The organism is Blautia sp. OF03-15BH (assembly GCF_003463065.1).
In the GTDB taxonomy this organism is placed as follows: domain Bacteria; phylum Bacillota; class Clostridia; order Lachnospirales; family Lachnospiraceae; genus Limivivens.
In genome coordinates this window covers 226234-241609 of record NZ_QSCM01000003.1, presented here as the reverse complement: position 1 = coordinate 241609, position 15376 = coordinate 226234, and the positions used below count along the sequence as shown (strand labels likewise).

9 protein-coding genes are annotated in these 15376 nt (G+C 49.5%); all 9 read left to right on the top strand.

Annotation, left to right across the window (positions count from 1 at the left end; genetic code table 11):
• The first annotated feature begins 44 nt into the window (after positions 1-44).
• The 9 genes from dnaK (at position 45) to DXA57_RS05340 (ending at position 15294) form a co-directional block, all read left to right on the top strand.
• Positions 45-1913, top strand: coding sequence for a molecular chaperone DnaK (dnaK, locus tag DXA57_RS05380; RefSeq protein ID WP_117765375.1), 1869 nt, complete (start codon positions 45-47; stop codon positions 1911-1913).
• 136 nt (positions 1914-2049) lie between these two features.
• Entirely contained in the window at positions 2050-3270 is a 1221-nt protein-coding gene (gene dnaJ / locus DXA57_RS05375; RefSeq protein ID WP_117765373.1) for a molecular chaperone DnaJ, read from the top strand.
• A gap of 100 nt (positions 3271-3370) precedes the next feature.
• A complete protein-coding gene (locus DXA57_RS05370) occupies positions 3371-5131 on the top strand; it encodes a sensor histidine kinase (protein ID WP_117765371.1) in 1761 nt (586 codons plus the stop codon).
• Entirely contained in the window at positions 5106-6710 is a 1605-nt protein-coding gene (locus DXA57_RS17620; protein WP_117765369.1) for a response regulator, read from the top strand. The genes DXA57_RS05370 and DXA57_RS17620 overlap by 26 nt, the downstream gene beginning before the upstream one ends.
• 95 nt (positions 6711-6805) lie before the next feature.
• Complete coding sequence (locus DXA57_RS05360) at positions 6806-8476, top strand: extracellular solute-binding protein (protein WP_158571238.1); 1671 nt, start codon at positions 6806-6808, stop codon at positions 8474-8476.
• A gap of 100 nt (positions 8477-8576) precedes the next feature.
• On the top strand, positions 8577-9515 hold the full coding sequence (locus DXA57_RS05355) for an ABC transporter permease (protein WP_117765364.1): 939 nt from the start codon (positions 8577-8579) through the stop codon (positions 9513-9515).
• Positions 9516-9529: 14 nt separating this feature from the next.
• The gene (locus tag DXA57_RS05350) at positions 9530-10423 is read left to right on the top strand and encodes a carbohydrate ABC transporter permease (protein ID WP_117765362.1); all 894 of its coding nucleotides are present in this window, start codon (positions 9530-9532) and stop codon (positions 10421-10423) included.
• Between the two features lie 3 nt (positions 10424-10426).
• Positions 10427-13042, top strand: a complete 2616-nt coding sequence (locus DXA57_RS05345) for a family 78 glycoside hydrolase catalytic domain (RefSeq protein WP_117765360.1) — start codon at positions 10427-10429, stop codon at positions 13040-13042.
• A gap of 86 nt (positions 13043-13128) precedes the next feature.
• On the top strand, positions 13129-15294 hold the full coding sequence (locus DXA57_RS05340) for a beta-galactosidase (RefSeq protein WP_117765358.1): 2166 nt from the start codon (positions 13129-13131) through the stop codon (positions 15292-15294).
• Positions 15295-15376: the final 82 nt, after the last annotated feature.

Sequence of the window (15376 nt, the reverse complement as noted above, 5' to 3'; positions counted from 1 at the left end):
TTTAAATAGACAGAATAAGCAAATAAATACAGGAGGAATTGATCATGAGCAAGATTATTGGTATTGATTTAGGTACAACAAATAGCTGTGTAGCAGTTATGGAAGGTGGTAAACCGGTAGTTGTTACAAATACAGAAGGTTCCAGAACCACACCGTCTGTAGTAGCATTCACAAAAACAGGCGAAAGACTGGTAGGTGAGCCTGCAAAACGTCAGGCTGTTACCAACGCTGACAGAACGATCTCTTCCATCAAGAGACATATGGGAAGCGATTTCAGAGTAGAGGTAGACGGAAAGAAATATTCTCCGCAGGAGATCTCCGCAATGATCCTTCAGAAACTGAAAGCAGACGCTGAGAACTATCTTGGTGAGAAAGTAAGCGAGGCAGTCATCACGGTTCCGGCATACTTCAATGACGCACAGCGTCAGGCAACCAAGGATGCAGGTAAGATCGCTGGTCTGGATGTAAAACGTATCATCAACGAGCCGACTGCAGCAGCACTGGCATACGGCCTGGACAATGAGAACGAGCAGAAGATCATGGTATACGACCTGGGCGGCGGTACCTTTGATGTATCTATCATCGAGATCGGTGACGGTGTTATCGAGGTTCTGGCAACCGCTGGTAACAACCACCTGGGCGGTGATGATTTCGACCAGAAGGTTACCGACTACATGATCTCCGAGTTCAAGAGAACAGAGGGTGTAGACCTTTCCAATGATAAAATGGCTCTCCAGAGACTGAGAGAGGCAGCTGAGAAAGCAAAGAAAGAGCTTTCCAGCGCAACCACCACAAACATCAACCTGCCGTTCATCACAGCAACCGCTGAGGGACCGAAGCACTTCGACATGAACCTGACCCGTGCAAAATTCGATGAGCTGACCCATGATCTGGTAGAGGCAACGGCAGGTCCGGTAAATACCGCACTGAAAGATGCAGGACTGAATGCAAGCGAGCTTTCCAAAGTCCTTCTGGTAGGTGGTTCCACCCGTATCCCGGCTGTACAGGATAAGGTAAAAGCCCTGACCGGACATGAGCCGAACAAGAGCCTGAACCCGGATGAGTGCGTAGCGATCGGTGCTTCCATTCAGGGTGGTAAGCTGGCAGGAGATGCCGGTGCAGGTGATATCCTTCTTCTGGATGTTACTCCGCTGTCTCTGTCCATCGAGACCATGGGTGGTATCGCAACCCGTCTGATCGAGAGAAATACGACCATCCCGACCAAGAAGAGCCAGATCTTCTCTACCGCAGCTGATAACCAGACCGCTGTAGATATCCACGTAGTACAGGGTGAGCGTCAGTTCGCAAGAGATAACAAGACCCTCGGACAGTTCCGTCTGGATGGTATCCCGCCTGCAAGAAGAGGTGTTCCGCAGATCGAGGTTACCTTTGATATCGATGCAAACGGTATCGTAAATGTATCCGCAAAGGATCTTGGTACCGGTAAAGAGCAGCACATCACCATCACCTCCGGTTCTAACATGAGCGATTCCGAGATCGACAAGGCTGTCAAAGAAGCAGCTGAGTACGAGGCTCAGGATAAGAAGCGGAAAGAGGCAATCGATACCAGAAACGAAGCGGATTCCATGGTATTCCAGACCGAGAAGGCAATGGAAGAGGTTGGTGACAAACTGGATTCCAATGATAAGACTGCTGTTGAGGCTGATCTGAACGCTCTGAAGAGTCTCATCGCCAGCACCAATCCGGAAGATATGACCGATTCTCAGGTTGCAGAGATCAAAGCTGCAAAAGAGAAACTGATGGAGAGCGCTCAGAAGCTGTTTGCAAAGGTTTACGAGCAGGCACAGGGAGCTCAGCAGGCTGGCCAGGCTGGTCCGGGACCGGATATGAACGCCGGAGCAGGCACAGATAATTCCGATGATGTAGTTGACGGAGACTACAAAGAGGTATAAAATCATACAGGATGTAACACAGATCGGGGGAGGGTGAGAGCCGTCCCCCCGTTTGTGGTTTTATAAATAAGCAAGAAGAAGAGCCTGATGTGCCGAATCTGCTGTTTTTTCGCGGCACATGGAATGGAGGAGAAAAATGGCAGAGAGCAAACGCGATTATTATGAAGTCCTTGGCGTTGATAAGAACGCAGATGAGGCTACCATAAAAAAAGCATACCGGCAGCTGGCAAAGAAATACCATCCGGACATGAACCCGGGTGACAAGGAAGCTGAGAAAAAGTTTAAAGAGGCTTCCGAAGCATATGCGATCTTGAGCGATGCCGAAAAGAGAAGACAGTATGATCAGTTTGGTCATGCAGCATTTGAGCAGGGCGGCGGCGGAGCCGGCGGCTTTGGCGGCTTTGATTTCAATGGCGGTGATATGGGAGATATCTTTGGAGATATTTTCGGAGATCTTTTCGGAGGCGGTGGACGCAGCCGCAGGGCAGCGAACAACGGTCCGATGAAAGGAGCCAATTTACGCGCCAGCGTGACGATCACCTTTGAGGAAGCTGTTTTCGGTTGTGAGAAACAGCTGGAGCTGAATCTGAAGGATGAATGTACCACCTGTCATGGAACAGGAGCCAAGCCCGGAACGACGCCGGAAACCTGTCCGAAATGTGGCGGTAAAGGCCAGGTGGTCTATACCCAGCAGTCTCTTTTCGGGATGGTTCGAAATGTACAGACCTGTCCGGACTGCGGCGGTACCGGTAAGATCGTGAAAGAGAAGTGTCCGAACTGTCGTGGTGAGGGTTATACCAGCAGCCGCAAGAAGATCGCAGTAACGATCCCGGCCGGTATCGATGACGGTCAGAGCATCCGGATCCGTGAAAAAGGAGAGCCGGGCGTGAACGGAGGTCCCAGAGGAGATCTTCTGGTGGAAGTGAACGTACAGCGCCACCCGATCTTCCAGCGTCAGGATATGAATATCTTCTCCACAGCACCCATTTCCTTTGCGCAGGCAGCGCTGGGCGGTGATGTGCGGATCAAGACGGTAGACGGCGATGTGCTGTACACGGTAAAACCGGGTACACAGACCGATACCAAGGTGCGTTTGAGAGGAAAAGGTGTGCCTTCTCTCAGAAACAAAGCAATCCGCGGCGACCACTATGTCACCCTGGTCGTTCAGGTGCCCGCAAAGCTGAATGAAGAGGCAAAAGAAGCGCTTCGCAGATTTGATCTGGAAACCGGCAATTCCCTGAATCAGAGTACAGAATCCTCTGCTCCGGCAAAGGAGAAAGAAAAAACAAAGAAAAAAGGCATTTTCAAAGAAGGCTTTGAGAAACTGAAAGAAACCTTTGAAGACAGAGATGAATAAACAGAACTCTCTCCCGCAGGAAAGAATCCGGCGGGAGGGAGTTTTTTCACTTGTATGAGGAAAGGGGGCGTGTTACAATTCTGGAAAAGGGGGAGTATGAGTGAAAGAACGATTTGGGATCCATTCTATTTTTGTGAAACAGCTGATCTGTTTTGCACTGGGAAATGTGATTATCGTGCTGGTTATGACCGCTATTTTTCTGAATGCGTTTCAGCTAGCCAGAGAAGAGGTTTATGACAGAATGAACGCACAGTCCGAGTATTACCTGGAGACTCTGGATGCTCAGCTGGAAAATATTTATAATCTGGAAATTAATTTCTTTTATGACAGGCGGCTTGTTTTTCTGATGGAGGAGAGGAGCAGCCTTTCTGACTATGAGCGGAGAGACGCCCTTCTGTCTCTCGAAGAACGTCTGCAGGCGATCCAGGGCTGCAGCAATCTGATCCAAAATATCTATCTTTTTATTCCCAATACCAATTATATGATAACGCCGTCCTCGGCCGGCCGTATGCAGAACGAGGAGGACTGGGCACTTCTGGATGATTATATGCAGGACAATGTCTCAGGGCTTCATATCAATGAGAACGGTATGTATTTTCTGGAAGCGGACCGGCATAGCATCAGCACGCAGAATTACCCTTCCCATATTGTGAGTATCATCCTTTCCAGGGAAGAGATTCAAAAGACGATGCAGACGATGATCAAGGATGAGACCAGCGGCGCTTTCTTTTACCGGGATGCTTCCGTGATCCTGGATACGGGAACCAGTGCGGAATACCTGGGAAGCAATATCCTTTCGCTTCTGAAAAAAGACGAAACCGGGATTTATGAGGAAACTCAGCGCGTAAAAATCGGTTCGGAATCTTATCTTGTCATCACGAAGGAATCTCCGTCACTTGGAACCTTTGTTCAGTATTCCAAGGAAGCACCGATCATGTATAAGATCAATCGGATGAAAACGTTTATCCTTGCAGCCTGGCTGATCATACTGGCGATCACGGTGATCTTTATTCTTTACACGCAGCGTCTCATCCATACGCCCATGCAGCATCTTCTTGGTGCGTTCAACCGGGTGAAAAAAGGAAATTTCCAGGAGCATATTGAGGAAAAAAATAACAGTGAATTTGCCTATCTTTATGAAGGTTTTAATGAGATGGAAGACCGGATACAGGATCTGATCCAGGAAGTCTATGAACAGAAGGAACTGAAGCAGAGGGCGGAATTAAAGCAGCTGCAGGAACAGATCAACCCGCATTTCCTTTATAACAGCCTGTTTTCCATCCGGAGCAAGATTTACCGGGAAGAATACGAAAGCGCTGAGGAGCTCACAGAGCTTCTGGGCAGGTATTTCCGGTATCTTACGAGAAATGCCCAGGATTATGTAGAACTTTCGCAGGAAGTGGATCACGCTTACTGTTATGCCAGGATCCAGGCATCCCGTTTTGCTGCCAGAATGGAGATCCGGCTGGCAGAGCTGCCGGAAGAGATGCAGAAACTCAAAGTTCCAAGGCTGATTATACAGCCTTTGCTGGAAAATGCTTTGGAGTACGGTCTTGGGGACAAGGAAGAAAACGGACTTCTGGCGGTTTCCTATGAAGAGAAGGATGGACGTTTTTACATTCATCTGGAGGACAATGGCAGTGTGACAGAAGAAGTTCTGGAAAAAATGAGAGAGAGCCTGCAGAAGGGAGCCAATGAAAAGGGAGAGGTCACAGGAATGATCAACATTCACCGGCGGCTTCAGCTCTATTACGGCGGAATGGCCGGTCTGGAGATAAAGAGAAGTGTTTTTGGCGGGACCTGTGTGACTATTTGTCTGGAAGGAGAAGGAAAAGATGTACCGTTTGCTGATCGTGGATGATGAGATCGATAATGTCTACTGGCTGGAGGAGATGTTCCAGTATGATCTGAAAGAGGAACTGGAGGTTCATACGGCTGTTTCCGGGAAAGAGGCGCTGGAGCTTCTGAACAGGATCCGTTTTGATGTGGTGCTGACAGACATCAAGATGCCGGGCATGACAGGAATGGAACTTTACGACCGGATCCGGGAAAACTGGCCGGCCTGCAAGGTGATCTTTCTCACTGCTTATCCACAGTTTGAGGATATTTACCGGGTAAGCCAGGATAAGGATGTAAAATACATCCTGAAAAGCGAAGAAGAGAAGGTTATCAAAGCCACGGTGGAGGAGGCTTTCGAAGAGATCCGCCAGATGACACGCCGGAAAGAAGAGCTCCGTCAGGACCAGTGGATGAAGTACTGCGTGGAAAGGGAGAATTTCCGGGAACTGCTGGAAAGCCTGAGAAAGAAAGGAGAGCTTCCAAAGAAATGGGAGAAAGAGGGAAACTTTTCTCTGGATCTTACGAAGCCTATGCTCTGCACCCTGATTCGGCCGGAGCGGAGGGACCAGGCAGACCTGACGCAGGAAGAAATGCTGGAAAATCTCTTTTCCGCTTTTGATCAGTATGTACCTGCCACTGTGCGGAAGCTGTTTTTTGGGATGGAGCAGGATTTCCTTATGCTCATGACGCAGCTGAAGCAGGAAGAAACGGAAACAAACCGGCTCTTTACCGTGATCCAGGGTGCACTGGAATATGCACAGGAAACACTGGAAAATACGGCGGATATGAGTTTTTCGGCCATTATGTCCTCAGAACCTGTGACAATTTCCGCCTTCAATGCAAAGCTTTTGGAACTTCGCCAGCTCATGTCTGTAAATATGACTGGTGAGGGAAGTCTTATCGCTCATGCAGAAATCCTGAAGACAGAGATGGAGACAACAAAGCTGCCGGAAAAAGGCAAACAGATGGAATTGTTGAAACTCTATCTGAAAAATGGCCAAAGAGAGAACTACTATCTGATCCTGGGTGAGATCGTCAGCCGCCTGAACCAGTTTGAGAGCATGCACGATATGAATGCCCTGGAGCTCTATTATTCGGTCTCCGTTCTTATGATGCAGTACATCAACGAGCAGGGGATCAGTGAAAAACTGGCCTTCCGCATTGGTCTTTACAAGCTTATGAATTTTAATGAGTACGGCTCCTGGGCGGAGGCGGGAAGTTATCTCTATGACCTCTCCGATGTCATTTTTGAGGAAGGCGAAGGGACGGATGAGAGTCTTTCCGACCGTTCTCTTGAAAAACTGACTGCTTACATAGAGGAAAATCTGGCAGGAGATCTGACACTGACCCAGCTGGCGGCGGTGAGCGGTTTTAACTCCAGCTATCTTTCGCGGATCTTCAAACAGAAATACGGCATCGGATTATCGGAATTTATCCTGAGAAAACGAATGGAGCTGTCCAGACAGCTTCTCTTGTGTACCGGGGAAAAAGTCCAGACCATCGCGAAAAAAGCAGGTTATCAGTCTTCCCATTCCTTTTCGCGGACGTTCCGTGCCTGCATGGGAATGTCACCAAATGAGTACCGGGAGCAGAAGAAGTAATGAAATGAACCAAAAGTAAAATCATGCACATGGAAACTGGAGAAACCTGCCTGTATAATAAAAGTATCAAAAACAAACACAAGGAGGTTTACGGTATGAAAAAGAAAATGATGATGGCACTGATGGCATCCATGGTTTTAAGCACCGTACTCGGAGCTGCAGGAACGGCAAAGGCAGATGAGGATCTGTACGGGTTTGATGAACCGGTAACGATCAAGATCGGGTATTCCTGGGGGAAAGATTTTTCCTGGAAAGCAGGACAGGATTCCAGCAATAATGACTGGGTGAACCTGTATAAATCCCATAACATCATCCCGGATGTCATTTATGAAGTGGACAGTTCTCAGGCACAGACCAAACTTTCCACAGCAATCATGTCCGGCGATTATCCGGATATCATCAGCATGGATGCTACGGATTATGTGAATTATGCGCAGACAGGTGTGATCGCTGATATCACGGATCTTTATGAGAAGTATGCTTCTGATGAGCTGAAAGAGTATGTAGGCGTGGACGACGGACAGAGCATGAATGCCATCACGCTGGATGGAAAAATCTACGGTCTTCCCATGATGGGCAACGGTTATGATGAGGTTCCGGTCATGTTTATCCGTCAGGACTGGCTGGATAATCTGGGATTAAAGATGCCGACAACGATCGAAGAGCTGAAAGAAGTGGCAAGAGCCTTTACGGAGGATGATCCGGACGGAAATGGACAGAACGATACATACGGTCTGGCTGTGGACGGCGTGGAAGTTCTGACAAAATCCATCGGAACGCTGGAAGGTTTCTTCGAATGCTTCGGTCTCTATCCCGGCTCTGATGCCATGACTTTCATGGATGACGGAAACGGCAAGGTTGTATGGGGTGGAGAAAATGCCGAGAAAGCCAAGAAAGCCCTGACAACTCTTCAGGAGATGTACCAGAACGGCTCCATCACCAGAGATTTTATCACGATGGACAGCAACTCTATCTTTGAAGAAGCAGGTGCAGGACGCTGTGGTATCTGGTTTGCACCTATGTGGGGCGGCATGGTTCCCATGTCCAGTGTAATGAAGAGCACTCCTGAAGCACACATTACGGCAGCTCCCATTCCGGACGGAACAGGAACCGGCGATAACAAGAGTTACTTTGCACCGAGCTTTACCCAGGTTTACTGTGTAAGCTCCAAGTGTGAGAATCCGGAAGTGCTGATCAAACTGATGAACCTCAGTGTGAAAAAGCTCTGCCATCCGGAAAACGAAGAGGATTTCAATACTTATTATGGAGACAATGAGCATACCGGTTATAAGTCAGGTCTGATGTGGACGCTGGCTCCGCTGAAAAACTACGATAATTTCCAGAAAGAATCCGCAGCTCTTCAGACCGGTGATACCAGTGAACTGAATATGGAACAGATGAGTGACTATACCAACATGAAAGCTTTCGTGGATGCCAAGGAAGCAGGAACCCTGGATGCAGAAGACGCAGCCCAGAACTCAGGTGCAGCTCTTTATACCGTATTCGGTGATCCGAACGGCGGTTATGCAGCTCTTGATCAGCTGATAAAAGAGGATGGTTTCATTTCTCCGGCTTATCAGGGAATCCCGACAGAGAAAATGGCAGAGGTTTCCCCGACGCTGAAAAAACTCACCATTGAGACCATTGTGAAGATCATTACCGGCGAGTCCGTGGACAGCTATGACGGCCTGGTTTCCAACTGGCATGCACTGGGCGGCGATGATGCCCTGGCAGAAGCGCAGGAATGGGCAGACAGTAACAAGTAAGCTTTGCCATGAATGAAAAAAGAGGCTGTTATACTGAAAGAAAAGGTGTAACAGCCCTTTTTTTCTCAAAAACCGGTCGAAGAGACAGAAAGGGGTTCCTATGAAACAGAAAAAGAAACAGACACGGCAGGGAAGTGACAACAGGGCGTTCCATCTGATGCTCCTTGTTCCGGTCATTCTCCTGTTCATCTATAACATCCTGCCGATCCCGGCAGGAATCCTCATGGCCTTCCAGAATTTTCATCCGATGAAGGGTTTTTTACATTCCAGTTTTGTCGGACTGGCCAATTTTAAAAAGCTCATGCTTCTGCCTGACACCTGGCCTGCGGTACGTAATACTCTGATCATTGCCATCGGAAAGATCATCGGAAATCTTGTGGTGCCGATCAGTTTTGCCCTTCTCCTAAATGAGATCCGGGTACGCTGGTTTAAGCGGGCGGCTCAGACCATTACTTACCTGCCTTACTTTTTATCCTGGGTGGTTTTAGGAGGAATCCTGATCAAATTCCTTTCTCCGGGCAGCTCCTCCACCACACCGGGCCTTCTGAATACGCTTCTTGTGAATTTACATATCATCAAAGAGCCCATCTATTTTCTGGGCAGCAACAGCACGTTTCGGGGAACGATGATCATCAGCGATATCTGGAAAAATTTCGGTTATAACACGATCATTTATCTGGCGGCACTTACCGGCATCGATCCGACCCTTTACGAGGCGGCCATGGTGGACGGAGCCGGAAAGATCAAGCAGACGATCCATGTGACCATGCCGGGCATTGCACCCTTTATCGCACTTATGACGATCATGTCTATCGGCAGCGTTCTGAATGCGGGCTTTGACCAGATCTTTAACCTGTACAGTCCGGCTGTTTACGCAACCGGTGATATCATCGATACGCTGGTATACCGTCTGGGACTGATCAATCAGCAGTATTCCCTGTCGGCAGCCGTTGGTCTTTTAAAATCCGTAGTGTCCTGTATCCTTGTGCTTACCGGTTACAAGCTGGCGGACAAATATGCCGGATACAAAGTGTGGTAGGAGGTGAAACACATATGAATCGGAAAAAAACATCGATGGGAAGAAAAGTTTTTCTGGCAGTGGATGTGATCGTGATCCTGCTTTTATGCCTGATCTGTATGGTGCCGCTTTTGAATCTGCTGGCCTATTCCTTCAGTGCCTCTCAGCCCATCATTGAAAATAAAGTTTTTCTCTGGCCGAAGGAGTTCACACTGAAAGCTTATCAGTACGTGCTGGAGAGTAAAGAATTCTGGAGTTCTGTTTCTGTGAGTGTTCAAAGGGTTTTACTGGGTGTTCCGCTGAATACGCTGCTGACGATCCTGGTGGCCTATCCGTTATCCAAAGATGAAAGACAGTTCAAAGCCCGGAAATATTATGTGGCTTATATGCTCACGGTCATGCTTTTCAATGGTGGTCTGATGCCCACCTATTACATTGTCTCCAAGACAAAGCTGATCGATACCGTATGGGCGCTGATCATCCCGGGAGCAGTTCCTATTTTCAACTGCATCGTTCTCATGAACTTTTTCCGTGGGATTCCGTCAGAACTGGAGGAATCGGCAAAGCTGGACGGAGCCAGTCAGTGGCAGATTTTATGGCGGATTTTTATTCCCATATCCAAGCCGTCTCTGGCAACGATCATTTTGTTCAGCCTGATCAATCACTGGAATTCCTGGTTTGACGGCCTGATCTATTCCAACCATACCACCAATTATCCGCTTCAGTCTTATCTTCAGACTCTGGTCACTTCCACAACGGAGATCCTGGCGCAGGGAGATGTAAAGGCGATCGCAAAGTTAGTGGATATCAACGATACGAATATGAAGGCAGCACAGATCTTTATTTCAGTCATCCCGCTGATGCTGATCTATCCCTTCCTTCAGAAATATTTTACGACAGGGCTTACGATGGGAAGCGTGAAAGGATAAAAAATGAGACCGATCGATATTAAAATTCAAAACACAGCAGTCCGGGAAGGAATCGTAGAAGCTCCGGTGATCTGTTGGAAATTTTCTGAAAGAGATGCAGGAAAACGGCAGGCCGCCTGCCGGATCCTTTTAAAAAGGCCGGATGGCGGGTGCCTGTACGACACGGGGACACTGGAGACCGGAAAGCAGAACGGACACCAGCTGGAGCTTTCTTTTCAAACACATATCCGCTTCTTTGCAGAAGTAGAGATTACGGATACAGAGGGAAAAACGGAAAGCGGACGCTCAGAGATTTATGTAAGCGGCATTGCCCCGGAAAAGACTCCGGAGAAGAACTGGATCGGAAACGGGACGGGAGATCCGTTCTATGCTCTTCGTTTTCTTGAACCGGGAAAGAAACTGAAAAACGCATACTGCTCCGCAGCAGCGACAGGCCAGTATGAGCTTCGGATCAACGGAAAACTGCCGGATGACAGTGTGCTTAACGGTTCCTGGACGGATTTTCACAAACGGATCCATTACCGGACCTTCGAGGTCACCGCTCTTTTAAAGGAAGGACGGAACTGTCTTTCCATGGAGGCTGGAAATGGCTGGTACTATGGAAAATGCAAGGACGGGCGGTATTTTTACACTATGGATAAAGGCTATGAGGCCTTTGGAGACAAGCTGGGAGTAAATGTTTTTCTGACACTGGAGTATGAGGACGGCACCCGGGAAGAGGTGGTGACGGATGAAAGCTGGAGGATCCTGGAAAGTCCGGTGACTTATACGAATATTTATGGTTCGGAGGACTTTGACAGCAGAAAAGAGAACACCTACTGGCTGTTTTCACCGGAAGAGGAAGAAAAGCTGGCGAAGGCTGTATTTCTGGAGGATGGTCCGAAGCTTGGAAAACTAGAGCCTGCGCTTTATGCTCCGCTGAAAGTCATCCGGGCTTATGAAGGGAAAACGGTGGCAGTGGAACCGGACGGAAGCCTGGTCTATGATCTTGGCCAGAATATGGCTTTCCTTTTTGAGCTTCGGGTGAAGGGAACCTGCGGTCAGAAACTTCGTCTCCAGTGTGCGGAAAACTGGAAAGCGGGAGAGCCATTCCATCCTATGACAAATTCCTGGTGTGAGGAGATACTTTCCGGGGGGACAGAGTGTTTTGAACCGAAGTTCACCTATCTTGCGGGCCGTTATGTAAAGGTGGGATTTTTGGATCAGACAGGGGAAAAAAGACCGGAAATCCAGTATCTGAGAGGCTGTCAGATCAGCAGCTCCGTGGAGCGGACCGGAGAGTTCCGCTGTTCCGACGGCCGTTATGATGAAATCCGGAATCTGATCGAAAATTCCATCCGGAATAATCTTCAGCATGTCCATACGGACTGCCCCACGGCAGAACGGCTGGGATGGCAGGAACCGAACCACCTCATGGCACCTTCCATCATGTATACTTATGATGTGGAACCTTTCTGGGAAAAAATCGAATGGGACCAGTGTGACAGTCAGTATCCGAAAGGGGAAAAGGATGTGGATCACGGTGCGTTTCCCCATACTTATGCGGCAGGGCTTCTGCCGTCGATTGCTCCCCGCTACGCCCGTTTCCTGGTGGATGGCGGAGACGGAAGCTTCTGGGATATCATTCCCTGGGGCAGCAGCCTGGTCATGGGCTTAAAGGAGAGGGAGCGCTTCTACGGAGAGAAAAAGGATGCCGGGGACTTTTATGAATTTATCCGAAAATATACCGATTACCAGTATGAGAAATATCTCAGCTATGCCTCTGTTTATGGAAAGAAAGAGGGCGTCTGCTTTTTAAGACAGGGCCTGGGTGACTGGGGAACCTGGAGAAAAGAGGACAATTCCAGGGAGAATATTGAGACGGCCTACCTTTACCGGAATCTGGTACTGACAGCGGAACTGGCCGGTCGCACTGGCAGGAAAACAGACCAGAAAAAGTACGAAATACTGGCGGAAGACTGTAAAGAGCAGTATAATCATTTATTATTAAAGAAACATCCGGTAACCGGAGAATGGTACTACCAGTCCTGGGAAAGTGACGATGACGAGATCATTCAGGGAAATCAGGCGGTGCCTCTGCAGTTTGGCATGGCACCGGAAGATAAGAAAGCTTCCATAGAAAAGAGTTTTCTAGAGTCAGTGAAGGAACACCGTTTTCTGGCCGGTGAGATTGCCCTGCCCTATATTTTCCGGACCCTGGGAGAACTGGGGGAGATGGATATTGTCCATGATATGATCCTTCAGAAGGAGCATCCCAGCTATTATCGTTTTGTGGAAAAGGGCGAGACCTGTCTTCCGGAGTTCTGGAGTGACGAGGCCAGAAGCAGGGATCATGATATGATGGGAAGTATACTGGAGTGGTTTTACCGTTATGTGGCGGGAATCTCCTCGGAAGACGGCTACTCTTCCATACGGATCGAACCCAGGCTTCCAAAAGCACTTGACTGGGCAGAGTGCCGTTATCAGAGTCTCACAGGGCTTGTGGAGGTCAGCGTCCGCAGGAAAGAGGGAGGACGGCTGGAAGTGAGCTGCCGGATCCCGGCGAACACCGTGGGAACGCTGGAAGTCAATGGAAAAGCTGTGGTCCTCACGGGAGGAATCACCTGCCGGGTTTCCTGAAAAAAGAAAGAGGCGCAGGGGAGCGGATATTGCCTGAAAAGAGGAGCCGGCTGTGAAATACTGAGAAACTGACAGGGGGATAAGAGATGAACGATACATTCAAACCATATGTGACGCCGGTGATCCTGCGAAATCATCTGCATCTCGGCGGAAAAAATGCCAAAGGAGACAGCCTTGCCGTCAATAGTCTTTACCTGGAGCGGCAGGGACGGCCCTGGATCGGGATCATGGGAGAGTTTCACTATTTCCGCTATGCCAGGGAGGACTGGAAAACGGAGCTCCTGAAGATGAAGGCCGGAGGCATTGAACTGGTAGCAACCTATGTGCCCTGGCTCTGCCACGAGGAAGAGGAAGGCGTTTTCGACTTTGAGGGACAGAATGATCTGCGTGCCTTTGTAACGCTTATCGGGGAACTGGGAATGGAGGCTGTGATACGGATCGGACCCTGGGTCCACGGAGAACTGCGGAACGGCGGTTTCCCGGACTGGCTTTTGAAAAAGCCTTTTCCTCTTCGGAATGGAAATCCGGAGTTTATGCGGGAAGTGGAAAGCTGGTACCGGATCGTGGCAAAACAGCTGGATGGCCTCTACTTTAAGGACTGCGGTCCCATTCTGGCGATCCAGCTGGAAAATGAGATGCCCGATGATGCGGAATATCTGGAAAAGCTGAAAGCGCTGGCGATAAAATGTGGGATGGAAGTGCCGCTTTATACGGTGACGGGCTGGAACAGCACCGGCGGGGCAAAAATTCCCGTGGATGAGGTGCTGCCGCTGTTTGGGGGCTACTGCGGCGCTCCCTGGGAGCAGAGTACGGGGGAACTTCCGCCATCCACCCACTACTTTTTCACCGGAATCCGGAATGATTCCTCCATCGGAAAAGATCTGCAGCAGATGAAAGCGGCAGACGGCTGGCAGCTGCCCTATGAGCGTTATCCTTTCGCAGACTGTGAGCTTGGCGGAGGTTTACAGAATACCTGGCACCGAAGGTATCAGGTGCAGGGCATGGATATCTATGCGATGGCTCTCTGCGGCCTCGGGGAGGGTGTCAACCTTCTGGGATATTACATGTACCACGGTGGCACGAACCGGATGGGGAAATTATCCTCCTTTCAGGAATCGAGGGCTACGGGCTATCCCAACGACTGCCCGGTGCTGTCTTATGATTTCCAGGCGCCGCTTTCTGAGTACGGGGAAGTGCGGGAACAGTACCGGCTCCTGAATCTTCTGCATCTTTTTCTGAAGGATTATGGAGAATGCTTTGCGAAGATGACCTATGTGCCGGCCGGCGTTTCGCCGGGGCTGATGGACACAGAGAAGCTCCGCTATGCCCTGCGTACGGATGGAACGGGCGGTTTTGTTTTTGTAAACCACTATCAGCGGAGGACAAGGCTGAAGGATGTGGAACAGGCGGTGTTTGAGGTGGAGAGCCGGAATGAGAACGGCACCTGTGAGACAATCCGTTTTCCGGCACTGGATATCCGTGGGGAGGTGAGCTTTTTCCTGCCTTATAAAATGGATCTGGCAGAAGCAGAGCTTATCTGGGCCACAGCCCAGCCTCTTTGCCGGGAAGGAAACACCTTCTTTTTCCTGGAGATTCCCGGAATGGAACCGGTGTACTGTTTGGATGGCGAAGAATTTCCGGTGAAGACCGGGCGGGAGGCATTCCGGATTTCGGAAAAGAAAATTTCCATTGTGACCTTAAACCTGTCGGATGCCCGCTTTTTGCGGCGGCTGGATGGGAAACTCTATCTGGGTGAAGGCTGTGACCTTTATCTGGAGGACGGGACACTCCGTTCTGTGGAAGCGGGAGAACAGAAGGCATTTGTCTGGGAAAACGGGGCATTTCAGCCCTGTCCGGTGCATGCGGAAGAAACGGGCTGTGAGGAAGCTCCGTGTCTGACTGCCGAAACAGGGGATGTTAGCTGTCGATCCAATGGTTCCGTCTGCATGCTGACAAAGCTTTCTGATTCTCCTTTCACGCTTACCGGCCCCGGCCTGGAGGAAGTGCTCCTTTCCGGCCCCGGTCCGCTGGACTGGTACCGGCTGACGGTCCCGGATCCCTATGGCTTTGTTTCTCTGGAGCTTCCCTGCGACATCATGCAGCTTTACACCGATGGCACGCTTACTGCGGATGATTTTTATCACGGTGTTCCCTGGCGGCTGCCGAAGAAGCTCCTTTTCGGGAAGGAATGTTACGTTGTCACCACAACAACAGAACAGAATATATATCGGGAACGTCCGTTTTACCGATGATCAGATCCGTTTTTCCGGAGAAAAAATTCCCGGGAAAACGGATTTTTAAAATGCTCCCATTGACAATTCCCGTCACCTGGGT

Excerpts from the sequence above, each read along its gene's own strand:
- DXA57_RS05360 (WP_158571238.1), top strand. The coding sequence starts at position 6,806 with ATGAAAAAGAAAATGATGATGGCACTGATGGCATCCATGGTTTTAAGC.
- dnaK (WP_117765375.1), top strand. The coding sequence starts at position 45 with ATGAGCAAGATTATTGGTATTGATTTAGGTACAACAAATAGCTGTGTA.
- dnaJ (WP_117765373.1), top strand. The coding sequence starts at position 2,050 with ATGGCAGAGAGCAAACGCGATTATTATGAAGTCCTTGGCGTTGATAAG.
- DXA57_RS05350 (WP_117765362.1), top strand. The coding sequence starts at position 9,530 with ATGAATCGGAAAAAAACATCGATGGGAAGAAAAGTTTTTCTGGCAGTG.
- DXA57_RS17620 (WP_117765369.1), top strand. The coding sequence starts at position 5,106 with ATGTACCGTTTGCTGATCGTGGATGATGAGATCGATAATGTCTACTGG.
- DXA57_RS05355 (WP_117765364.1), top strand. The coding sequence starts at position 8,577 with ATGAAACAGAAAAAGAAACAGACACGGCAGGGAAGTGACAACAGGGCG.
- DXA57_RS05345 (WP_117765360.1), top strand. The coding sequence starts at position 10,427 with ATGAGACCGATCGATATTAAAATTCAAAACACAGCAGTCCGGGAAGGA.
- DXA57_RS05340 (WP_117765358.1), top strand. The coding sequence starts at position 13,129 with ATGAACGATACATTCAAACCATATGTGACGCCGGTGATCCTGCGAAAT.